Raw genomic sequence first — 23,284 nt, forward strand, 5'->3', positions numbered from 1 at the left:
ATCATGTCAGTAAAACAGGGACGAGCGCCAATTGAATGAATTAATAAGGTGTTTTGAGTTATCTATGGTGCTTATGTTTGCGGGTTTTATGTACCAGCTAACATATCCATTTCGTTACTCAACAAACTATTTAACACTTCGACGGTCACGGGACGCGAAAAAAGATAGCCCTGGAGATGCGAGCAACCTGCTGAAACCAGGAAGGATTTTTGCAGCTGATTTTCCACACCTTCCGCAATCACGTTGAGATGCATTTTATTGCCGAGCTGAGAAACCGCCGTCACGATGGCGGCCGTATCATTCACTTCTGTGACGTACTGCACAAATGAACGGTCGATTTTCACGCTGTCCACGGAGATATCTTTCAGCAAACTCAGGCTGGAATAGCCTGTGCCAAAATCGTCCAGAGAGATTTTAACGCCCAGTTTACGCAGTTTCGCCAGCTGACTGAGGCTGTTCGCATTGGCGTTCATGACTGACGTTTCGGTCAGTTCCAGCTCAAGCCGCGAAGGCGGGAAATCCTCTTCTTCCAGCACGGTCAGAAAACGCGGCCCGAAATCCGGCTCTCCGAGCTGTACGGCAGAAACGTTAATTGCCAGATTGAGCTGCTCAAAGTTTTTGATATCCCGGCAAGCCTGTCGCAGGACGATTTCACCCAGCTGAATCACCAGCCCGGTTTCTTCCGCAAGCGCAATAAACTGCACCGGTGAAACCTGCCCGAGCACGCCGTGGTTCCAGCGGGCGAGGGCTTCGACGCACACCACTTTTTCGTCGCGGCTGCGCAAAATCGGCTGATAGACGCAGGACAAATCCCCGTCTTTTGCCAGCGATTCAGCCAGCGCTTTCACCATAATGCGTTTACTCACGCTGCTGGCATCGAGCAGTTCAGAATAGAACGAGAACATATTTTTGCCGCGCTGCTTGGCTTCCAGCAAGGCGGTATTGCCCCGGCGCATAATTTCACCAGCGGTAATATTCTCGGCACCAAACATCACAATGCCGAAAGAAATGGTGATCATCGGATTGGCGCGCGTCAGCGTAAACGGCTGGCGCATCATCACCAGGATTTCGAGGGCCAGATTATTGGCCATTTCGCTGGTCGGGCTGTTACGCAAAATAATGGAAAACTCGTCGCCACCAATCCGGGAAACCGTACCGTTATTACCGACTTCGTTACGCAGACGCTGGCCAAATTCACATAAAATTGCGTCTCCGGCCTGATAGCCGTAGGTATCGTTGATGTAATTAAAGTCGTTAAGATTTAACAGGAAAAGGGCGCAAGGCTCGGGGCGGTACATTCGCTGTGCGGCAATCTGGCTCAGTTCTTCACTCAGGGCGGTCCGGTTCGGCAAACCGGTTAACACATCGTGGCGGGCAAGATAACGGATCTGCGCTTCTGAACTGCGCAACAGGGAAATGTCCATAATGGACGTCAGAATAAAATGGCGGGTCTCCAGCGTAACGCGGGACTTTCGCACCAGAACACTACGACGCTTACCGGAAGGATCCACCAGCGTTTCTTCGTTTACCGTCTTTTCGCCGGTGACCAGCACTTCAATATCCCGCTCACGCTGACGGGCTGCCTGCTCAGGATCGGTAAAAAACGAGACGTCCTGGCCGATCAGTTCTTCACGTGTGCGGCCATAGAACTCACCGGCTTTTTGATTCAAAAATACCAGTTTGCGTTCGTCGTCTTTAAGTACCGTCGCTTCGGGAAGAGCATCAAGAACTGCCTGGCATATCGCAATATCAGTAAGCATGAGTTAAATACCCCGAGCAGGAAATGAGTGTGTTCTGGCAACATTTTTTAGCCAGTAACCTCATCAGGTTGTTTTTGCAATTATTACTCACATTTTGATGAGATTATTACCGTTGTTATTAAATTTGAAAATTCAATTGGTTATCACGCCCTAAGTAAGGTATTCGATATAATGTTCGGGTGAATAACGATCAACTCAGTTCAATCCGGTTCTTACCCGCAGATTTAGCCCGATACAAAGCATGATCTGCCTGAATCAATAAGTGAGAAATCGTGTCCTGATTAAGATCGCTGAACGCAATACCGACGCTGACCGTCATTGGAATATTATGCTGTGAACTTTGTGCCAGCCGGAAACGAATCGTTTCTGCCATTTTTATTGCCTGTTCTTTAGGCTGACTTGTCAGGCAGGCAAATTCTTCACCGCCGATGCGGGCAAATACATCTTTCTTTTCCAGCAGGGAATTAACGATGCTGCAAAAGAAAATAAGCGCGGAATCACCGCCTGCATGACCGTACTGGTCATTCAGTTTTTTAAAATTATCCAAATCAAATAACATCAATTGCAGCGGTAAGGTGCAGTTTTTACGCTTTCTGATCAATTCGTTACCAAATTCCAGAAACGCGCGACGGTTTCCAACTCCAGTGAGCGGATCCCGCAGCGAAGCCAGTTTGTAGCTCAGCTGTCCGCGTTCATACACCATGGCAAGAATGATAAAAGTCAGGCAGATGGCGTAAAGAATCGCTTCGAAAATGAGTATAGCGAAGAACCCGCTGCTGTGACGTCCGGCCATTTCGGCGTAAGGTAAGCCGTCATCAAACACCGGCCGCATCAGATAGAATCCCGCATGAAACAGGCTAAGCGGCAGTGCAGGCCAGAACGTAACGTTCAGCTGTCTGCGGACATGCCACAGCTCCACGGTGGTCATCAGCGTATACGCGGCGGTCAGTATGGATGTCAGCAAAATCCGCTGAGAAAGGCTGTGATAGAAATCCGGAGAAAGGCAGAAAAATGCCCAAATCAGTGGCCCGGCAAGTACGCCAGGCAGGATAATACGGCGGCCCGTAAATACCCTGACAGCTGACCACATAATGCCATAACAAAGCAATATCAGCAGGTTACTGAACAAAACCGGAATAATATCGTTCACATCTGAGCGCATACTACTGAGCTGTGTTCCCGCCGTAGCGAAAGCCAGCATGAGCGCCATCAGTCCGAGCGTCGGATCCCTGCGGCCGCCGATCCACGCAAAAAGCATGACGCCGGTCAGCAGAATGAGAATATAAAGTTCGAAAATAAATAACGTGTAAACGTCGAGATGCATAAATTGTATGAGTTGTTATTTGCGGGTATGCCAAATGTTATTTTGGCCGATTATCAGGCCGGAACAGAAACACTTTCGTTAAAATTAGGAATTTCTTTATGAAAGGAATAAAGGAAGAACAGCTAAAACCGACGAAACAGGTTCAGAGCTGCTTTTTTGTGCCGAATTTGGCGTCCCACTCGCGCCGGTAGCTACGGGATTGTTTTCTGCCTTTCAGCCATAAATAGGTACATACCACGCAAACACCCGCTGAGAACACGATATTACGCATGTCCTGATCGTAGAAAATGACCAGTACACAATCGAGTGCCGCCACAATAGCGAACCATTTATGCATGTGCACCTGCCGGCGGGTTTCTGCATTCAGGCGTTTTAGCTGACGTCCTTCATCCAGGACTTTTCGTTTATCCATCGCAATTTCCTGGTGGGAGTAAGTGAAAAGCGTTGTCGTGCATCTTAAAAGAATAGCAAATCACAAAAATGAAAAGCTTCAAGGCGATATTAACTGATTCGAAAATAATTATCGCGGAGTAAACACTGGAGCAATCGAACGAATAACCACGCTTATTGACTGATTTCACAGTCTTTTGCCTGGACCTGTCGGACGCAGAAAATAGACGTTTTTGGTGAAAAAGTATTACCAATTGCTGCTGAGCATTGATTTCTCAGTATGACGTAGATTATCGTTTCGGAATAATCTTAATTTTCGGTGAGATAATGAGCGATTCATCATCACGAAAGATCGTTGACGGTGCCAACATTTATCAGGACTTCGAAACCCGTTTTTACGAATGGGAAGACGGGATGTCCAGCGCCGGCTTTAAACTGGAATTGCCGGATCGTCACCGCGAAGAGTTTGACTGGGGCGTCACCGGCTACAATTTCGGCCGCGTCATCGGCGGCGTACTGACGGTCAGCGAGCACGACATCAACCGGCAGTATGGAAACTTGTTTTCGATGCCGGATCACATCGTAATCTTTATCGTGATTGCCGGCGGGATGTCGTGCCAGTGTTTTGGTGAACGTTTCGAATTAATTCAGGGCGATATCCTGATTCAGGATATGTCGCAGCCCATCAAGATCCACGTTTATCCTGGTGAAAGTAAGCCGCGTCTGGGCTCGTATCAGTACATTATTATGCCCAAGCACAGCCTGCACTTTAATGTTGATATAGCCTCGCTGCATGGCAAGCGTATTCCTGCGGCCTCGCCGGTAAACATCATTTTGCGTAACCACTTTGCGACGATGGTGCAGGTTTTTGATCAGATGACGGAACAGGAAGTACTGAGTACCGGAGAAGGCGCTGCCTCGGTGTTTTTACAAACGCTGCATCTGGTGGCGGGTAAAAAAGTCGAGCATCCGTTTGAGCAAAGTGCGCGGCTGGAAAGGATCTGCCTCTACATTGAGAAGCATCTTAACAAGCCCATCAGCATCGACGTCTTATGTAAAAACTTCGCCATTTCACGATCCGGGTTGTACCGGTTATTTGAGCCGCTTGGCGGTATTGCGCAATTTATCCGCAGCCGTCGTCTTCTGCTGGCAAAACGTTTATTACGCACATCTTCGATGTCGGACCAAAGCCTGGCGGCCATTGCACGCCATTGCGGTCTTGAACTGAGCGCGCTGCGCCGGTACTTCCATGAGTTTTACGGCACCACGCCATCAGAGATGCGGGAGAAATATCGCCGCGACTCAGAACAATCCGGACAGGCTGATGCCACGCATGTGAACTGGGTCAGTTCACTTTAATGGTTGATTTGTCGAACCTTGTACAAGATTTGTTAAAATTATACGCATTTCGTGATCTGTCACTATTCTGAATTTTGCCCGTGAAGGGCGGAATCTGGGCCTTTATTCCGGTTAAACACAGTAGACTTGGTGGAATATTCACCAGTAATCATTGAGAGTGCATTATGTTAGTCCCTCAACAGGCAGTTGATGAACAAGCTCGTCTTGCCATACTGGCTTCTCTGGGCATAGTAGATTCCCCCAGAATTGAGGAAATCGACCGCATCACACGGATGGCAGCCCGCCAGTTTCAGGCGAAGGCGGTCGTTGTTTCACTGATCGATGCTGACCGGCAATGGTTTTTGTCACACACCGGTGTTGATATCAATGAGTCTCCCCGCGATACCTCGTTTTGTGGCCACACTATTCTCCAGCAATGTCCGCTGATTGTCCGGGATGCGCGGCTGGATTTACGCTTTCACGATAACCCGCTGGTGGCCGGTGATCCCCACATTGTCTTTTACGCAGGCTGTGCGCTGTACTCAAAAGAGGGCGTGGCGCTCGGTGCGTTGTGCCTGATTGACGACCGCACGCGGGAGTGGAGCGAAGAAGATCAGCAGACGCTGACGGACATGACCGCGCTGGTACAAAGCTACATCTTTCACCTGGAAAACCGCCAGTACACGGCGCGGGTGGAAGACAACCTCGCCAAAAGCGAAGCCTTATTTGAGCAGACGTTTGCCCACGCGGCGGTCGGTTTCTCTCTTGTCGGGCTGGACTGGCGCTGGTTACGCATTAATCCTCAGGTTTGCAATATGCTCGGTTACGCCGAATACCAGCTGCGTACCTGCTTACTGCACGATGTTACCCATCCGGACGATCTCTACGCTGAAAACATCCTCGTACCGCGCCTGCTGTCGGGGGAAATCAACAGTTTCAGCGTTGAAAAACTGCTCCAGCGTGCGGACGGCGGTACGCTTTGGGTTACGCTGACGGCATCTCTGGTACGTAATATCGCCGGTGATGCCCACCACTATATTGTCGTCATCAGTGATATCACTGAACGCAAGCATATCGAGCAGGCGCTTTATTCCTTACAGGAAGATCTGGAACGTCGGGTGGCAGCGCGCACGCACGAGCTTCAGATGGCGATGGACCAGCTCCATCAGGAAATAGCGCAGCGTCTGACTCGTGAACGCGAGCTGACTGAAAGTAAAAATCGCCTCAGGGCCATAACCGATAACATTCCGGCCTTGATTTGCCACGTGGATGCCAATGAACAATATACGTTTGTGAACCATTTCCACGCGAACTGGTACGGCGTGGAAGAAAATAAAGTCAACGGGCAGCAGGTCAGGGATGTGGTGGGGCACGAGAGTTACGAAAAAATTCAGCCGTATATCCGGCAAGTTTTGCAGGGCATGACGGTCAGCTACGAAATTGAATTGCCAGATAATTCACGTCACGGCAAGGGGGGCGTTTTGCACACCACTCTAATTCCATGTGACGATGTGCGTAATGGCTACTATGGCCTTTCCACTGATATCAGCGAAATCAAAGAACTTCAGGCACAGCTTGAGTTCGAGGCCAATCATGATTCACTGACCGGATTACCTAACCGGCGCGCGTTCCAGCAGTCACTGATTTTTGCCGCAAAACAACAAGAAAAAGCAGATAAGGACATCGCATTACTCTTTTTAGATATTGATAATTTTAAAGCTTACAACGACACCTACGGGCACGAATTTGGCGATCTGATCCTGAAGTTTTTCGGGCATACCTTACGCGATAATCTGCGTTCACAGGACATAGTGGCGCGACTGGCTGGCGATGAGTTTACGGTTTTACTCGGGCATCTGGTGAACACCGAAAATGATGTCAGCCGGATTTGTATCAGCCTGATGAGCGCCTTACACTCCATCGAACGGGTGGCCGGTGTGCCTGTGGCGTTGTCGGCGAGTATCGGTGTGGCGGTCGGGCGGGCACGCCAGCCTCTGTTACCGGATACGCTAATGGCCAGAGCCGATGCGGCAATGTACCGTGCGAAACAGGGCGGGAAGGGGCGTTATTACTTAGGATAAAGAGTATTTAGGATAAAAAGTATTTAGGGCAGGGAATTGAGCAAAAAAAAACGCTTCCCGAAGGAAGCGTTTATCAACACGGTAGAACGTTCTGCAATTACTGAGCAGAAGCCAGTTCCGGTTGTTTTTCATCAGTTTCACGGTCAAGCGTCATACGGTGCAGTTTAGATGCGGTAACCAGCATCAGTACGGCAATTACGGCGGTCGCGATACCAATTTGCAGGAACACGTGGCTGTAGATTGCCAGCGAAGCGTGTGCATCATCGATATCCGCAGGAACCGCGGTCAGGTTCGCCACATAGCCCGCGATAATCGCAGCCGCGGCGGTCGTCAGGAACCATGCGCCCATGATGAAGCCCATCAGACGTTGTGGAACCAGTTGTGCCACCATCGCCAGACCCAGACCCGAAATCATCAGCTCACCGATACTCTGCAACGCATAGCTCAGTACCAGCCAGTTAACCGACACAATCCCATGTTCGTTGGCGAGGCTTGCACCCCACGGGAGCACCAGGAAGGCACCTGAACACAGCACCATACCGATCGCAAATTTATGCGGCATTGGCATACGGTCGCCTACTTTGGTGTAAACAGCTGCCAGAATCGGGCTGGCAACCATGATCCAGAACGGGTTCAGCGCCTGGAACTGCTCAGGCTGGAAGCTGATACCCAGCAGATCGTGACCGACGTTATGAATAGCGAAGAAGTTCAGAGAGGTTGGCATCTGGCTGTACAGCACGAAGAACACCACCGCTTCCATCATCAGCAGGAACGCCACAATCATCTTACGGCGTGCGATGCCTTGCATGGCGAAGGTTTCTTTCGCAAACACAATGATGATACCGACAGAAACCACACCCAGAACCATACGTGCGATGGTTTGGTTATGCAGCAACCAGCTGGAAACAAACACCAGCGCCACGACGCCAACCAGCACCATAAGCAATTTTTGGAACTGAAGCGGCGCGAAGTCTGGTTTTGAGCCCTGACGTTTCACCCATTTGCGGCAGAACAGGAAGTTCACGATAGTGATCAGCATACCGACGACGCTCAGGGAGAACGCGACGCTCCAGCCATACTTCGCGGCCAGCCAAGGTGTGGCGAGCATAGAGAAGAATGAACCGATGTTGACCGACATGTAATACATGGTGAATGCGCCATCAAGACGCGGGTCATCTTTTTCGTAGCAGGTAGAAAGCAATGAGGATGGATTTGCTTTAAACAGGCCGCTGCCGACGGCGATAGTCGCCATACCCAGATAAACCCAGAATATTTCGTGGCCGGAATACGCAACGAAGGAATAACCCAGCGCCAGCACGATCGCACCCAGCACGATCACGCGTTTCGATCCCAGCACTTTATCGCCCAGCCAGCCGCCGATAGCCACGAAGCCATACACAAGCGCACTGAATGAGGAGAAGAGGGTAATGGAGTCAGCTTCACTCAGGCCAAGCATTTTGACCAGGTAAACCGCCATGATCCCTTGCAGGCCGTAGTAACCGAAACGTTCCCACAATTCTATGGAGAAGATCAGATAAAACGCTTTTGGCTGTTTGAACGCGTTCAGACTCACGCTTTCATTATTTGGTGTTTTGTTTGCAGTTGACACTCGTACCTCTGTTTATTCCTTTCGCCCGTGAATGGCGAAAACGCATAAGTGGCGCGAAATAAGCACCCTTTGCATTGTTATAAGATGGGATGACGGCAGGTAATGTTCACTATCTTCGTAAATGTGGCAAGGAGTTTGAAATGTATCGTTACATTTAACTTATCCGTCCTGATTAAACTATGTTCGAAATGTTATGCAGAATTAACGTTTATGTTTTCTAAATAGACAATGTGAAAATGTTGTATGAATAATAATCCGGAAGTGTGATTTGTATTTGTTTTACCGGAAAACTGATAAGCGGATTCATTGGCTGGAAAATAGTGAATATGCAGTGAATATCTCTGGCTTGTAGCGGTTGTTTCGGGGTTTTATGAATCAAAGCGTGGTGGGTGAAGCTGTGACCAGAGCAGCAAATAACCTGATGTGATCTGCCTCTCGTTTTAACACTAAATTTCCGATTGAAAATAAGATTAGTACGACTTATGGCGGTTAGAAGGCGAAGGTATTTACATTTGATGGATTCGGCAGGCAAATATCCTGCCGAAAAGGAGGGGTAAAGCATGAATGAAAAACATGCCCTGCATTACCTGTTGAGCGTATCGCCCAACGTCTGAATCAGACGATTCGACCAGCTGAACAGCGCTGCGGTCAACAGGATATCCAGAGATTGTACGGCACTGTAGCCTGCGTCAGACAAACCGTGCAGACGGCGTGCGTCAAAACGTTCCGGTGTACGGGTTAACGTAATCACGGCTTCGAGCAACGCCGCTTCTTTGGCATCTGCCCGTTTTTGCGAGACAAAATCAACGGCGTCATCACGATGGCTTTCTTTAAACAATTCCTCGATCAGCGTTTCACTTCCGCCCGCTTCCAGATAGAGACGGCCGTGGATCCCCGCGCAGTACAGACAACCGTTTAACTGCGAGGTGGTCACCGCTGACAACTCGCGCCACGCGGCTTTCGGGCGTTCGCCAGCCTGCATAATATTATTGAATACGGCCGAGAATTCGCTCAGCGCATCGGCGTCGTGTACCAGCAGCGTATAGAAAGAAGAAGAACGGGCATCCGGTGCGATCAAATCCAGCACATCCTGCTGGTGACGGCTGGCGGTTTCCGGCACCACTTCCGGCAAACGCGACGACCATTGCAGCATCGCCAGTGAGAACCCTTTTTGCTCGCAACCTTCCGGCGACGGGAATCCTGGTAATACAGCTGCCGCGCGGCCACGCAGACCGTTCAGAACGGCCAGCACGCGCGCCTGATAGCTGACAAAACCAATGAGCTGCGTGAACGTGACAATATCGCGTGTACTCAGCCCGACGTCGTAAAGCTGACTGAGCATCGGTGCAGTAATTAACGTGGGTTGCGTGGCAAGTAAGCGGGCGAACTGGGTAATGTGGGTCTGGCGGATGTTACTTTCACGTGAGGCGTCGGGGCTGGACAGGGGGGCGAGGCGGGCAGCGTAATGGCTACAAAGACATTGGACGCCACTCACCTGCGCGACAGTCAGCGCGCTGCTGAGGCGGTCATATAACGACAACGTTTCGGTGCGTGAAACGCTCAGGCTGTCCGGAAAGAGCACCTCGTAACAGGCACGGGAAGCGCGCAGCAAACCCTGGCGGTCGTTAATCAGCGGACGAAGCGTCGGGTCGAGCTGGTTTTCCAGTCCGAGTAAAAAGCGATCCTGAATCAACGCGGCATGAGGATCGAGTGGCAGGTGACCATACTGGCTGGATTGTGTTTCGTGATACCAGCCGCTGTGCGCGGCCTTGCGTTGTTGTTCCATGATCGGGTCCTTTGCTTCAAGCCTGTCACTCAGGCGAATTTACAGACCCTATCCTTGCCGATACCGCTGTCGAGATAAAATAATGTTAAGCGATAAATCATAGCGAAATGGAATAGAAGACCGTGAATATTCCAGATGAAAGGATTTCGGCAGACGTTTTATCGACATTTTGTGAAATTGGAATCATAAAAAAACCGGCTCAGGAAGCTGATGCCGGTTTTAGTGCCAGAAAGGCGTAAGGGATCGTCTGTGTCAGTTCCCGTCGCGACGCCAGGCATCGGCAGTTAATGCCTCGCCAAAATGGCTGGAGATGAGCCGCTTGGTAAGATCATGAAGCGGTGCGGCGAGCACTTCCGCCGTGTTTCCCCGCTCAACCACTTCGCCTTCGTGCATCACCAGCACCTGATCGCTGATGTGTTTCATCATGCCCAAATGTTGCGTCACGTAAATGTAGGAAATACCCTGCTTTTCCTGCAATTCGAGCATCATGTTGATGATTTGCGAGCGCATAGACATATCAAGCGACGCCAGCGCTTCATCGGCAACAATCACTTTCGGTTGCAGGATTAAAGCACGCGCCAGTGCGACACGCTGCTTTTGCCCGGAGGCCAGCATATGCGGGTAATAAAACGCGTGGTCCGGCAACATACCCACCAGCCGTAAAGTCTGGTTGATACGCTGTTCGCGCTGCTGGGCATCCATCTCGCTGTTAAGGCGCAGCGGTGCTTCAAGCAACTGTCCGATGCGCTGACGCGGGTTCAGCGACGTACTCGGATCCTGAAAAATCATGCGAATTTGCTGGCTGCGGAACCGGTAATCGCGAAATTCCAGCGGATGCTCATCAATCAGGATTTCACCGCCGCTCGGTTCAACCATGCCCGACAGCATCTTCGCCAGCGTGGATTTCCCTGAACCGTTCTCACCAATAATCGCCAGCGTCTGTTTTTCACGCAACGTAAAGCTGACAGGCTTCACGGCATCGAGATCCATCTTGCGGAACAGGCCGGTGCGATAACGGAACGTTTTGCTCAGGTTGCGGACTTCAAGCAAGGTCTCGCCCATTATTGCTCCTCCATATTCAGCGGAAAGTGGCAGGCAAATGCGTGCGTTTTTGCCAGACGAAGGCGCGGCGTTTCAATGCATTTTTTCTGCGCATAAGGGCAGCGTGGCCCCAGACGACAGCCAATCGGCAAATGCTCCAGCGAAGGAATGGCCCCCGGCAGCGTATTCAGACGGCTTTTATGCGGCAGCGAACGGCCAAAGTCCGGCATCGCGCGGATCAGCGCCTGCGTGTAAGGATGATGCGGCGCAGCCAGCAAGTCTTCGCACACCGCACTTTCGACGGTTTGTCCGCAATACAGCACGTTTATGCGGTTGGCCCATTTGCTCATCATTTGCAGGTCGTGGCTGATGAGCAAAATGGTCGTGTTATTGTTCTGATTAAGCCGCGCCAGCAGGCGGAAAATCTGCGCCTGTGTGGTCGGCTCCATGGCGTTGGTCGGTTCATCCGCAATCAGCAAACGCGGCTGATTGGCCAGCGCGATGGCAATCATTACTTTCTGACATTCGCCTTCGGTCAGCTCATACGGATAGCTGGCCATAATGTCTTTATGATCTTTAATCCCGACGCGGTGCAGCAGCTCAATGGCGCGTTTTTTCCGCCATTTCCAGCGCTGATACCAGCGGCCTTTATACGTCCAGCCGGGAATGGCCTGAATCAGCTGGCGGCCAATGTTTTCGGAGGGATCCAGACAGGACTGCGGTTCCTGAAAAATCATCGACACGTTCTGCCCGACCAGCTTGCGTCGTTCGCGCGGGGACAGCGTCAGCAGATCAATATCATCAAAACGCATCCGGTCAGCGGTGACGCGCCAGTTGTCTTTGGTGACGCCGCAGATGGCTTTGGCAATCAGGCTTTTGCCTGAACCGGATTCGCCCACCAGCCCGCGAACTTCGCCGGCATTAAGCGTAATGCTCACGCGATCGACGGCTTTTACCGGGCCTTCGGCGGTCATAAATTCGATTGTCAGGTTACGGATATCAAGTAACGGCATTATTCCACCCCTGCATTAATCGCCCGGCGCACACCATCACCCAGCAGGTTGATCAGCAGCACGCTGATAAGGATTGCTGCACCCGGCAGCATCACTGTCCAGGGCGCGACATAAACCAGCTCCAGCGAATCGCCGAGCATCGCTCCCCATTCTGGTGAGGGAAGCTGCGCCCCTAAATCCAGAAAACCTAATGCGGCAATATCCAGAATGGCCATCGACAGCGCGCGGGTAAATTCCGTTGCCAGTACGGCCACAATGTTTGGCAGCACCGCGTAACGCAGGATTTGCCAGGTCGATGCACCGTCCAGACGCACGGCCACCACGTACTCTTTTTCCAGTTCGTCATGCACGGCGCTGTAAATCGTACGGGAAATACGCGGCAAAAGCGCCAGCCAGACTGCCAGCATAGCGTGTTCAAGTTTCGGGCCGATAAAGGCCACGACCACAATCGCCAGAAGCAGGGAAGGGATAGACAGCAGCGTATCGAGAATATGGTTGAGGATCGCTGATTTCAGCCCGCGCGTGATGCCCGCCAGCACGCCGATAATCACGCCGCACAGTGACGCCGCGAGGGTAATCACCAGCGCACCGCCGATGGTCGGTGCCGCGCCGGTTAACATCCGGCTGAGTAAATCGCGGCCTAAATCGTCGGTACCAAGGAAGAATGAAACGTTCCCGTAGCGCGACCACGACGGCGGCAGCAACTGGTAACCGAGGAATTGCTGATCAAGTGCATACGGCGCCAGCAGATGCCCGAAAACACACAGGAACAGCAGCCCAAGCACACCGTAGAAGCCGATCATCGACAGCGTATCGCGATAGAAAATTCCCCACGTATGACGCAGCGGGCTGGGAACCTGTTTTTCACGGTATACATTATCGAAGGGCATACCATTCCTTATGTTTCAATGGGTTCATCAGGGCACCGAGAATGTCTGAAAGCACGTTGACGACGATCACCAGTGAGCCTACCACCATCACACCGGCGGAAATCGCGGCATAATCTTGCTGGCGGATCGCGTTTATCAGCCAGCGGCCAATGCCCGGCCAGTTAAAGACCACTTCCGTAATCATCGCCAGCGTCAGCATGGTGGAAAATTGCAGACCCAGTTTTGGGATAATCGGCGGCAGCGCATTGTGTAAAACATGACGACGGATAATGGTAAAGCGCGACAGCCCGCGGGTTGCAGCGGCTTTCACGTAGTTTTTCGCCAGGACGTCATCAGTCGAAATCCGCATCAGGCGGATCACTTCAGTGGTCGGCGCAACGGCCAGCGCGGCAATCGGCAAAATCATATGGCGGATGGCGCTGATAATCATCTCGTGGCGATACGGCGAATGTGAAAGCCAGGCATCGACCAGCGTAAGGCCGGTCACGGTTTTCAACTGATACAGCAAATCAAGACGACCAGAAACCGGTAGCCAGCCGAGCTGTAAAGAGAAGAACAACATCAGCAGAACGGCCAGCCAGAAAACAGGGATCGAGAAACCGAGTAGCGCCAGGCTGCTGATCGCCACATCCGGCCATTTCCCGCGCATTACGCCCGCCAGAATCCCCAGAGGGATCCCGACGAACAGCGCCAGCGCAAAGGCCAGAACGCACAGTTCCATGGTGGCCGGGAAGACCGCTTTCAGCTGATAAGTAATGCTTTCGCCGTTGATGCTCGATACGCCAAAATCAAACTGGCACAGCCCCATGAAATAAAAGCGATAGGCATCCCACAAAGACGCACCGCGCAGCGGCGCATTCGGCGTGAAATAGCTCAGGCTGAACGCTACCAGACTGAGGAAAAACAGCGTGACCAGCAGCAACAAAATGCGGCGTAACGTGAAGATAATCATGGTGCTTTCCTTCCTTCGTCATCACGGAAGACGCCTGCGAATGAAGAGTTGCCGAACGGACTCAGTACCAGCCCTTTGATGTCGTAACGGTAAGCCTGAAGACGCAGCGAGGAAGCCAGCGGCAGCACGGGTAATTCCTGCTCGAGGATTTTCTGAGCTTGCTGATAAAACTCAATGCGCTGCGAAAGCTGCTGCGACAACAGGCCCTGACGCAGCAATTCATCAAACGCCGGATCACACCAGTGAGCATAGTTGGTCTGCGAATGAATCGCTGCACAACTGAGCATCGGGCGGAAGAAACTGTCCGGGTCATTACTGTCCGTCGACCAGCCGGTCAGCGTCAGGTCATGGTTCATCTCCATCAGCTTGGCTTCCTGGAAACGGCCTTCAACCGGCACAATCGTCACTTTAATCCCAACCTGTGCTAAATCCGCCTGAATAAGTTCAGCGGTTTTCAGCGGGCTCGGGTTAAACGACTGCGACGCCGTCGGTACCCACAGATGCAGATTCAGTTTTTCCTGTCCGAGATCTTTGAGGATTTGTCTGGCTTTAGCCGGATTGTATTCCGTCACCTGCGCATTGCTGTCATACGCCCACGAGGCGCGTGGCAAGATTGACGCCGCTGTTTCTGCCGTGCCGTAATAAATTGACTGCATCAGACGCTGGTTATTAATAGAAAGCGCAACGGCCCGACGGATACGTGGATCGTTGAGCGGCGCTTTATTGGTATTAAACGCCAGATAGGCGACGTTCATTCCCGGACGCAGGGAAAGGCGCAGACGCGGATCTTCACGCAAAATCGACAGCTGACTGGCCGCCGGATACGCCAGAACATCACACTCACCAGTGAGTAATTTAGACAAACGTCCGGTACCGCCGACGCCCATGTCGATCACCACCTGCGCCATGCGCGGCGTGCCTTTCCAGTATTGTCCGTTGCGTTCAAGACGCACGTACTGGCCGGTGCGGTATTCGCCCAACTGGAACGGGCCGGTGCCGACAGGCTGACGGTCTATTTCTTCTTCATTGCCTGATTTCGTCAGACTGGCCGCATATTCAGCGGAAAGTACCGGTGCGTAATGGGTCGCCAGATGCCAGAGGAAAGAGGCATCGGGATTGTTCAGGCGAAACTCGACTGTGTAGTCATCGAGCTTTTTGATGCTCTTCACCGTTTTGGCAAACTGCAAACTGTCGAAATACGGATACTCTTCGCCGTTAACGCCGTGGAAATGATTATTCGGATCAATGATGCGCTGGAAGCTGAACACCACGTCATCGGCGTTCATTTTACGTGAAGGTACAAATCCGCTGGTTTTCTGAAAAGGTACATCTTTGCGCAGATGGAAACGGTAGGTTGCGCCGTCGTCGAGCACTTCCCAGCTTTGCGCCAGTTCAGGGATCAGGCGATAGGTATACGGGTCAACGTCCAGCAGACGGTCGTAAAGCTGTGCAGCGAGCGTATCAATAATCAGCCCGCTGCTGGCTTTTTGCGGATTGAAGGTATTGACCATGCCGTTGACGCAATAGACAAAGCCGCTCTGGCGAATATCTTTGACTGGCGCGCTGGCCACCGTCGGGCTGGCATGTGTTGGAGCAGTCTCAGCAAAAACTGCTGCGGACAAACTGCTCAGTAAAAGCATCCACAAAGTTAGACGACGCATAAAGGCTTCAAAGTTAAGGTGCAATGTCTCAAGTGTACCGTACTCTGCGAGGTACCCCAATCCATTGCACAAAACAGGGTGAAATCCTGCGGCACTTCGCGCAGATTTTATCCGTTCTTCCAGAAAACCCTTGAAATCGCGCTGACATTGTTATGTTATATTATAACAATAATCGCAGGCGAAGTATTTTGCCTGCGCGGTCTTCTGATTCGAGGTTAACTATGTCTTTACTGCCCGTCACCGTGCTTTCCGGCTTTCTGGGCGCGGGGAAAACTACCGTGCTGAACCACATTCTGAACAACCGTGAGGGCATGCGCGTAGCGGTGATCGTCAATGATATGAGTGAAGTAAATATTGATGCGGCACTGGTCGCTAACGAAATTACGCTCGACCGCCAGCAGGAAAAACTGGTGGAAATGAGCAACGGCTGCATCTGCTGCACGTTGCGGGAAGATTTACTGATCTCCGTGCGCGAACTGGCGCAGGCGGGGCGGTTTGATTATCTGCTGATTGAATCGAGCGGGATCTCAGAGCCGCTGCCGGTGGCGGAAACCTTTACGTTTGAAGATGAAAACGGCGAAAGCCTTTCACAATTTGCGCGGCTGGATACGCTGGTCACCGTCGTGGATGGCGTCAATTTTATGCAGCAATATCAGGAAGCCCGCAGCGTTCAGGAGGCGGGTGAAAGTCTGGGCGAGGACGACGCGCGCAGCGTGACTGATCTCCTGATTGACCAGATTGAATTTTGTAACGTCTTACTGGTAAGCAAAACGGATCTGCTCGACAGCCGGCAGCAGCGTGAAGTGATTGCGTTACTGAAAAGCCTGAACCCGGAAGCGCAAATCATCCCTATATCACCGGGCAGTTTGCCGCTGGAAAATGTGCTCAATACCGGTCTTTTTGATTTTGCCAAAGCGCAGCAGGCTCCGGGCTGGCTGAAGGAACTGCGTGGTGAACATACGCCGGAAACCGAGGAATACGGCATCAGCAGTTTTGTGTACACCGCGCGCCGGCCGTTTGATCCGGATAAATTTTATCGCGTGGTACACGGCGACTGGGGCGGCGGGACCCTGCTCCGGTCGAAAGGTTTTTTCTGGCTGGCGACGCGTCCGCGTTTCGCCGGGCAGTGGAGCCAGGCGGGCGGGATCGCGCGTTATGGCATGGCGGGGATTTTCTGGCGTGCATTGCCCGAAAATGACTGGCCGCAGGATGAAGAAACCCGCCAGCAAATCATGGAAAAGTGGGTTGAGCCGTTTGGCGATATGCGTCAGGAGCTGGTATTCATCGGCCAGCATCTGGATAAAGAAGAGATTATTCACCGGCTGGATGCATGTCTGCTGAGCGAACAACAAATGGCCGAAGGGATCGACAGCTGGATCGCGATGGCCGATCCTTTTCCTGAATGGTAGTCCGTAATGACGATAAGGTTGTTCAAAAAGTAGCCGTAAAAACAGTGTGGTAATGAGAAATATTCTCAACAAAACGCTTTACAGACGATACTGAGAACCATTATCATTCTTTTCACCGGACGAGAGGTGTCCCGCCAGGGGCGTTAATCGCGAGGTACGACATTGCTCACATTGCTTCCAGTATTACTTAGCCAGCTCGGGTGCTGGCTTTTTTTTGCCTGTTATTCAGTCACTTTCCTGCGTATTCACCTGTATCCCGTGCTTTTTCAACATTCCGCGTAACTGATGATACGTCACGTTAAGCAGCTCAGCGGCCTTGCGCTGGTTGAAACGCGCCTGCCGCAACGCCTGTTCAATCAGATTTTTTTCCTGACCGGTGACCCAGTGTTTTAAATCCAGCGGCAATGCTGGTAACGAAATACTCTCACGCGGTTCCTCCGGTGCGGAATACGCTGCCCGCTGAGCAAACGGATTCAGAATAATGTTATCCAGCGGAAAATCGCTGGTGCCGTGCCGGTACATCGAGCGCTCCACGACGTTTTTCAGTTCGCGGATATTGCCCGGCCAGCGATAGCGCATCAGCGTTTCGCGGGCATGTTCGGTAAAACCGGGGAACAGCGGCAGAGAAAGTTCGCGGCACATCTGGATGGCAAAATGCTCAGCCAGCAACATGATGTCCTGCTGGCGCTCACGCAGCGGCGGAAGCTGAACGACGTCAAACGCCAGGCGGTCAAGCAAATCCGCGCGGAATTTTCCGGCGGCGGCCAGTGCCGGAAGATCATCATTCGTCGCACATACCAGCCGCACATCGACCTGTAACGGCTGGCTGCCGCCGACGCGTTCCAGATGGCCATATTCAATGACACGCAGCAGTTTTTCCTGCACCAGCATCGGCGCGGTCGCCAGTTCATCGAGAAACAACGTTCCGCCGTCCGCGCGTTCAAAGCGTCCGAAATGACGTTTCTGCGCGCCGGTAAACGCGCCCGCTTCATGGCCGAACAGTTCGGAATCCAGCAGGTTTTCATTGAGCGCCGCACAGTTGAGCGAAATGAACGGCCCCTGCCAGCGCGGCGACAGATAATGCAGACGGTGCGCAATCAGCTCTTTACCACTGCCGCGTTCACCGGTGACCAGAACCGGCTTATTCAGTTTCGCCAGCTGCGAAACCTGTTCCAGCACCTCAATAAAGGCGTTGGCTTCGCCGAGCAAATTGTCTGTGTTATCCGTCATTTGGCATTCCTTGTGTGGTGAAACACACTAACTCTTAGTGAAATTACTCATCTCGAAAAATAAGCATAGCAGAGACGAAGATAAAAAATTCAATTTATTCATGCAGATAATGATTTTAAAAAGTTGGCACGGATCCTGATATAGGTTTATCGCCGCAGTTGAAAATTTTCCTGCGGATTTGACCGGTAATCATTTGGCCGGAAACCAAACAGAAACAAAGAGGAATTTCGATTATGGGTATTTTTTCTCGCTTCGCTGACATCATTAACGCCAACATCAACACCTTGCTGGATAAAGCAGAAGATCCGCAAAAACTTGTTCGTCTGATGATTCAGGAAATGGAAGACACGCTGGTGGAACTGCGTTCAACCTCTGCCCGTGCGCTGGCAGAAAAGAAACAGCTGATCCGCCGCATTGATCAGGGTGAATCCCAGCAGATTGAATGGCAGGACAAAGCCGAACTGGCCCTGCGTAAAGATAAAGACGATCTGGCGCGTGCTGCGCTGATTGAGAAACAGAAATTGACCGAGCTGGTGGCGACGCTGAAGAACGAAGTGACCGTCGTAGAAGAAACGCTGGATCGCATGAAGTCCGAAATTGGTGAACTGGAAAGCAAACTGACTGAAACCCGTGCCCGCCAGCAGGCGCTGACATTACGTCACCAGGCGGCAGCCTCTTCGCGTGACGTTCGTCGTCAGCTCGACAGCGGTAAAATTGATGAAGCGATGGCGCGTTTTGAGCAGTTCGAACGCCGCATTGATCATATGGAAGCAGAAGCGGAAAGCGTCAGTATTGGCAAAAAGAAATCGCTGGATCAGCAGTTTGCTGAGCTGAAAGCCGACGATGAAATCAGCGCGCAAATTGCTGCCCTGAAAGCCAAAATGAACGGTAATCAGGACGCGTAATTTTCCGGTAAACCTGCCTGTCCGCAGGCAGGTTGCGGAGTTCCTGTACCCATAAGACTCATCAGAATTAAGGATAAATAATGAGCTTCCTGTTTTTAGCAATTCCGCTGACTATTTTTGTTTTATTTGTGGCGCCCGTCTGGTTGTGGCTTCACTACAGCAATCGCCAGCAAAATGGCAGTCAGCTCAGTCAGCATGAGATACAAAATCTCACCAGCCTGACGCATGAAGCGCAGCGCATGCGCGAACGTATTCAGGCGCTGGAAGAAATTCTCGATGCCGAACATCCCGGCTGGAGGAATTCATAATGGCGAACCGAATGTCTGAACGAAAACTCTACCGCGTGCCGGAAGAGGGCGTGATAAAAGGCGTTCTGGCCGGGCTGGCGCACTATCTGGGCGTACCGGTAAAACTGCTGAGGATTATGGCGGTATTGTCTGTGTTTTTCGGCTTATTCATGTTCACTTTTGTGGCGTACGTGATCCTCAGCTATGTGTTGGATCCGATGCCTGCCAGTGAATTTGAAGGCGAGAACGCGCCTTCTCCGCGTAACCTGCTGGAAGAAGCTGACCGCGAACTGAAAGCCAGCGAACAGCGTTTGCGTCAGGTCGAGCGTTACGTGACCTCGGAAACCTTCGGCGTACGCAGCCGGTTCCGTCAGCTCTAATTTTCTCTTCACCGCTTTACCTCTGCTGCCGGACATTGTTCCGGCTGCTTTTTCCCTCTCACGTCCCGCTTAAGGAATCTTTATGACCCGTTACCTGAATTCCTCGCTGCCGGGTAAGCGCAGCCTGTTTTCAAAAATTTTCAGCGTTATCATTACGCTGGCGCTGACGTTCGGTCCTGCCGGACTGGCAGCGCGTGTGCTGGGCGTGGTGGGAAAAGGGCCACTCCGGTATGTTTTAGCACTATTATTAGAACCGTTATTTAAACGTATTCTTACCGCGCTGTTTGGGCGCTACGCCAGGGAGAGCAATGAAAAGACTACAAAACGACTTTAATTCACTGATCAATCGCGGCATGGACAGGCATCTGCGGCTGGCTGTTACCGGATTAAGCCGCAGCGGTAAAACCGCTTTCATTACCGCCTTCGTTAACCAGCTTTTACATATGCACAGCGGCGCACGTTTACCGCTGTTTTCGGCTGCCCGCGAGGAGCGGCTGCTTGGCGTGAAACGCGTCCCGCAGCGGGATCTGGGTGTGTCGCGCTTTGCTTATGACCAAGGGCTGGCAGCACTTTACGGTACGCCGCCTGCGTGGCCAACGCCGACCCGTGGCGTCAGCGAAATCCGGCTGGCGCTGCGTTATCGCTCCAACGATTCCCTGCTTCGCCACTTCAAAGACACCTCGACGCTGTATCTGGAAATTGTCGATTATCCGGGCGAATGGCTGCTGGATTTGCCGATGCTGGAGCAAAATTATCTCGACTGGTCACGCCAGATGGCGGGGCTGTTGCAGGGTGATCGCGCACAGTGGGCGAAGCCGTGGCTCGAACTGTGCCAGCAATGCGACCCGCTGGCACCTGCCGATGAAAATCTGCTGGGCGCGATTGCGCAGGCGTATACCGATTACCTGATCCGCTGCAAAGCCGAAGGCTTGCACTTTATCCAGCCGGGGCGTTTTGTTTTGCCGGGGGATTTAGCCGGCGCGCCCGCATTGCAGTTTTTCCCGTGGCCGGAAATGCATCAGTACAGCGACGCACAGCTGGTGCAGGCGGATAAAAATAGCAATCTCGGCATGCTGCGCGCGCGGTTTGATTATTACTGCCAGAACATCGTGAAAGGTTTTTATAAAGATCACTTTGTGAAATTTGACCGTCAGATCGTGCTGGTGGATTGCCTGCAACCGCTTAACAGCGGGCCGCAGGCGTTCAACGATATGCGCCTCGCACTGACGCAACTGATGCAAAGTTTCCACTACGGTAAACGTACGCTGTTCCGCCGCCTGTTTAATCCGTGCATCGACAAACTGATGTTTGCGGCCACCAAAGCCGACCACATTACCGGCGATCAGCATGCGAACCTGGTGTCGCTGTTGCAGCAACTGGTGCAGGAAGCCTGGCAAAATGCGGCCTTCGAAGGCATCAGCATGGATTGCGCCGGGCTGGCCTCCGTTCAGGCGACAGAAACCGGCAGGGTGGAATATCAGGGGCAAAGTTTGCCAGCGCTGAAAGGCCAACGCTTGCAGGATGGCGCGCCGCTGACGGTGTTCCCCGGCGAAGTGCCTGCGCGTTTGCCGGGCGCGGCGTTCTGGCAAAAACAGGGGTTTCATTTTGACGAGTTTCGTCCGCGCGAAATGAGCGTAGACACGCCGTTGCCGCACATCCGTCTGGATGCGGTAATGGAGTTTTTACTGGGAGATAAAATGCGATGAGCGAACCGATAAAACCGCGTATCGATTTTGAAACGGAATTAAAAGCGCCTGCGGATCCGGTGATCAGACCGGCGCTGACCTTTGACGAAATGATTTCAGAACGCTTTACTCCGGTGACCGTCGAAACCGACGAACAGCAGGAAGAGGGCGAAGCCGAAGCCGTACTCAGCCGTGCGCTCAAACCGCGCCGCAGTTTATGGGGCAAAATTGTACGTCTTGGCGTTGCGGTGCTGGGCATCAGTGTGGTCGCGCAGGGCGTGCAATGGGTGCATCAGGCGTGGGTTCAGCAGGATTGGGTGGCGCTCGGTGCCTGCACGGCGGGCGGCCTGATTATCGTCGCCGGTGTTGGATCCGTGGCGACTGAATGGCGTCGCCTGTATCGTCTGCGTCAGCGTGCCGATGAGCGCGATGAGGCGCGTGAATTGATGCACAGCCACGCAGCAGGAAAGGGGCGGGCGTTTTGCGAAAAACTGGCGGCACAAGCCGGGCTCGATAACAGCCATCCGGCGCTGCAGCGCTGGCAGGCGTCACTGCACGAAACGCAAAATGACCGCGAAGTGGTCGAGCTATATGCCCGTCTGGTTCAGCCGGTACTCGACGCACAGGCGCGTCGCGAAATCAGCCATTCGGCGGCCGAATCTGCGCTGATGATTGCCGTCAGCCCGCTGGCGCTGGTCGATATGGCCTTTATCGCCTGGCGCAACCTGCGTCTGGTCAACCGCATCGCCGTGCTTTATGGCATTGATCTTGGCTATTACAGCCGCATTCGCCTGTTCCGTCTGGTGCTGCTGAATATGGCTTTTGCCGGTGCGTCCGAACTGGTACGCGAAGTGGGGATGGACTGGATGTCGCAGGATCTGGCGGCGCGGCTTTCTGCCCGTGCTGCACAGGGCATCGGTGCCGGATTGCTCACTGCACGTCTGGGTATCAAAACCATGGAGCTCTGCCGTCCGCTGCCGTGGCTTGAAGGCGATAAACCCAAACTGGGTGATTTTCGCAAAGAACTTATCGGCAAGCTGAAAAACAGCATGGTGAAGAGTGATAAAACCAAAGCGGGCGTTTGATTGTCCGTGGATATAAAGATTTCCTGCTGATATAAAAAAGCCCCGCGTGAGCGGGGCTTGTATTACTCTGAATAACCTTTAAAGACTGAAAACTAGGTCGTCAGATAGTTCTGTGCTTTAGCAAGACCATCGGAAATTTGTGAATACGCTTTGTTCACCGCATTACTGGTGTCACTTACCGCGTCCTGACCAAAGCTTGATAGGCGATCGGCAACTTTATTCACATCTTCCGACCAACCCGCACCATTAACCATTTCAATATCATGTTCTGTTAATTGTTTCATCTTAGGCCTTCCTTTTAATCTGTTAAAGCAAGTCCCCTTAAAAACCGGGGGCGATGAAAACATTGAGTAATGCTATGGAGATAATTTCTACGCAATGTCTTCACGGGGATTAAGCCTAGAGCACTGGCGGCGGAATTTGACTAGGAATAATCTCCTAAGTGGAATATTATACGC

21 protein-coding genes are annotated in these 23,284 nt (G+C 52.3%); 9 read left to right on the forward strand and 12 right to left on the reverse strand.

What is annotated here, in order from left to right; genetic code table 11:
- Nucleotides 1–86: 86 nt before the first annotated feature.
- From J1782_RS17930 to J1782_RS17940, 3 genes are all read right to left on the reverse strand, one after another.
- Nucleotides 87–1,760 carry a bifunctional diguanylate cyclase/phosphodiesterase gene (locus J1782_RS17930; protein ID WP_217153634.1) on the reverse strand — a complete coding sequence of 558 codons (1,674 nt, stop codon included), beginning with the start codon at nt 1,758–1,760 and terminating at the stop codon, nt 87–89.
- Nucleotides 1,761–1,950: 190 nt separating this feature from the next.
- The gene (locus tag J1782_RS17935) at nt 1,951–3,084 is read right to left on the reverse strand and encodes a diguanylate cyclase (RefSeq protein ID WP_152325743.1); all 1,134 of its coding nucleotides are present in this window, start codon (nt 3,082–3,084) and stop codon (nt 1,951–1,953) included.
- A 142-nt stretch (nt 3,085–3,226) separates the two neighbouring features.
- A complete protein-coding gene (locus J1782_RS17940) occupies nt 3,227–3,496 on the reverse strand; it encodes a hypothetical protein (protein WP_152325744.1) in 270 nt (89 codons plus the stop codon).
- Nucleotides 3,497–3,801: 305 nt separating this feature from the next.
- Between J1782_RS17940 and J1782_RS17945 the strand changes: the two genes are divergently transcribed.
- Nucleotides 3,802–4,833: an AraC family transcriptional regulator gene (locus tag J1782_RS17945; RefSeq protein ID WP_152325745.1), complete on the forward strand. Its 1,032-nt coding sequence runs from the start codon at nt 3,802–3,804 to the stop codon at nt 4,831–4,833.
- A 164-nt stretch (nt 4,834–4,997) separates the two neighbouring features.
- Complete coding sequence (locus J1782_RS17950) at nt 4,998–6,893, forward strand: diguanylate cyclase domain-containing protein (protein ID WP_217153635.1); 1,896 nt, start codon at nt 4,998–5,000, stop codon at nt 6,891–6,893.
- Nucleotides 6,894–6,990: 97 nt separating this feature from the next.
- On the opposite strand, the gene dtpA is transcribed toward J1782_RS17950, so the two are convergent.
- From dtpA to sapA, 7 genes are all read right to left on the reverse strand, one after another.
- Nucleotides 6,991–8,502, reverse strand: coding sequence for a dipeptide/tripeptide permease DtpA (gene dtpA / locus J1782_RS17955; RefSeq protein ID WP_152325747.1), 1,512 nt, complete (start codon nt 8,500–8,502; stop codon nt 6,991–6,993).
- 583 nt (nt 8,503–9,085) lie between these two features.
- Nucleotides 9,086–10,288, reverse strand: coding sequence for a peroxidase-related enzyme (locus tag J1782_RS17960; RefSeq protein ID WP_217153636.1), 1,203 nt, complete (start codon nt 10,286–10,288; stop codon nt 9,086–9,088).
- Nucleotides 10,289–10,540: 252 nt separating this feature from the next.
- Nucleotides 10,541–11,350 carry a putrescine export ABC transporter ATP-binding protein SapF gene (gene sapF / locus J1782_RS17965; protein WP_152325749.1) on the reverse strand — a complete coding sequence of 270 codons (810 nt, stop codon included), beginning with the start codon at nt 11,348–11,350 and terminating at the stop codon, nt 10,541–10,543.
- Nucleotides 11,350–12,342 carry a putrescine export ABC transporter ATP-binding protein SapD gene (gene sapD, locus J1782_RS17970; protein WP_152325750.1) on the reverse strand — a complete coding sequence of 331 codons (993 nt, stop codon included), beginning with the start codon at nt 12,340–12,342 and terminating at the stop codon, nt 11,350–11,352. Before sapD ends, sapF begins: the two co-directional genes overlap by 1 nt.
- Nucleotides 12,342–13,232: a putrescine export ABC transporter permease SapC gene (gene sapC, locus J1782_RS17975; RefSeq protein ID WP_165056933.1), complete on the reverse strand. Its 891-nt coding sequence runs from the start codon at nt 13,230–13,232 to the stop codon at nt 12,342–12,344. The genes sapD and sapC overlap by 1 nt, the downstream gene beginning before the upstream one ends.
- Nucleotides 13,219–14,184, reverse strand: coding sequence for a putrescine export ABC transporter permease SapB (sapB, locus tag J1782_RS17980; protein WP_152325752.1), 966 nt, complete (start codon nt 14,182–14,184; stop codon nt 13,219–13,221). The genes sapC and sapB overlap by 14 nt, the downstream gene beginning before the upstream one ends.
- A complete protein-coding gene (gene sapA / locus J1782_RS17985; RefSeq protein WP_165056935.1) occupies nt 14,181–15,845 on the reverse strand; it encodes an ABC transporter substrate-binding protein SapA in 1,665 nt (554 codons plus the stop codon). Before sapA ends, sapB begins: the two co-directional genes overlap by 4 nt.
- 221 nt (nt 15,846–16,066) lie before the next feature.
- Here sapA and zigA point away from each other — a divergent pair, with 221 nt between their 5' ends.
- Entirely contained in the window at nt 16,067–17,254 is a 1,188-nt protein-coding gene (zigA, locus tag J1782_RS17990) for a zinc metallochaperone GTPase ZigA (protein ID WP_165056937.1), read from the forward strand.
- Between the two features lie 225 nt (nt 17,255–17,479).
- Here zigA and pspF read toward each other — a convergent pair whose 3' ends face one another.
- Nucleotides 17,480–18,484 carry a phage shock protein operon transcriptional activator gene (gene pspF / locus J1782_RS17995; RefSeq protein ID WP_217153637.1) on the reverse strand — a complete coding sequence of 335 codons (1,005 nt, stop codon included), beginning with the start codon at nt 18,482–18,484 and terminating at the stop codon, nt 17,480–17,482.
- Between the two features lie 233 nt (nt 18,485–18,717).
- Here pspF and pspA point away from each other — a divergent pair, with 233 nt between their 5' ends.
- From pspA to J1782_RS18025, 6 genes are all read left to right on the forward strand, one after another.
- Nucleotides 18,718–19,389, forward strand: coding sequence for a phage shock protein PspA (gene pspA / locus J1782_RS18000; protein ID WP_152325756.1), 672 nt, complete (start codon nt 18,718–18,720; stop codon nt 19,387–19,389).
- Nucleotides 19,390–19,469: 80 nt separating this feature from the next.
- Entirely contained in the window at nt 19,470–19,697 is a 228-nt protein-coding gene (gene pspB / locus J1782_RS18005; protein WP_152325757.1) for an envelope stress response membrane protein PspB, read from the forward strand.
- The gene (gene pspC / locus J1782_RS18010) at nt 19,697–20,056 is read left to right on the forward strand and encodes an envelope stress response membrane protein PspC (RefSeq protein WP_152325758.1); all 360 of its coding nucleotides are present in this window, start codon (nt 19,697–19,699) and stop codon (nt 20,054–20,056) included. The genes pspB and pspC overlap by 1 nt, the downstream gene beginning before the upstream one ends.
- An 82-nt stretch (nt 20,057–20,138) precedes the next feature.
- Nucleotides 20,139–20,390 (forward strand): phage shock protein PspD, encoded by a 252-nt coding sequence (locus tag J1782_RS18015; RefSeq protein WP_152325759.1) that lies wholly within the window; start codon nt 20,139–20,141, stop codon nt 20,388–20,390.
- A complete protein-coding gene (locus J1782_RS18020) occupies nt 20,365–21,762 on the forward strand; it encodes a YcjX family protein (protein WP_217153638.1) in 1,398 nt (465 codons plus the stop codon). The genes J1782_RS18015 and J1782_RS18020 overlap by 26 nt, the downstream gene beginning before the upstream one ends.
- A complete protein-coding gene (locus J1782_RS18025; RefSeq protein WP_217153639.1) occupies nt 21,759–22,826 on the forward strand; it encodes a YcjF family protein in 1,068 nt (355 codons plus the stop codon). The genes J1782_RS18020 and J1782_RS18025 overlap by 4 nt, the downstream gene beginning before the upstream one ends.
- 92 nt (nt 22,827–22,918) lie before the next feature.
- On the opposite strand, the gene J1782_RS18030 is transcribed toward J1782_RS18025, so the two are convergent.
- Nucleotides 22,919–23,110, reverse strand: a complete 192-nt coding sequence (locus J1782_RS18030) for a hypothetical protein (protein ID WP_015697753.1) — start codon at nt 23,108–23,110, stop codon at nt 22,919–22,921.
- Nucleotides 23,111–23,284: the final 174 nt, after the last annotated feature.

Source organism: Rahnella sp. BCC 1045, from assembly GCF_019049615.1.
GTDB classification, from domain to species: Bacteria; Pseudomonadota; Gammaproteobacteria; order Enterobacterales; family Enterobacteriaceae; genus Rahnella; species Rahnella contaminans.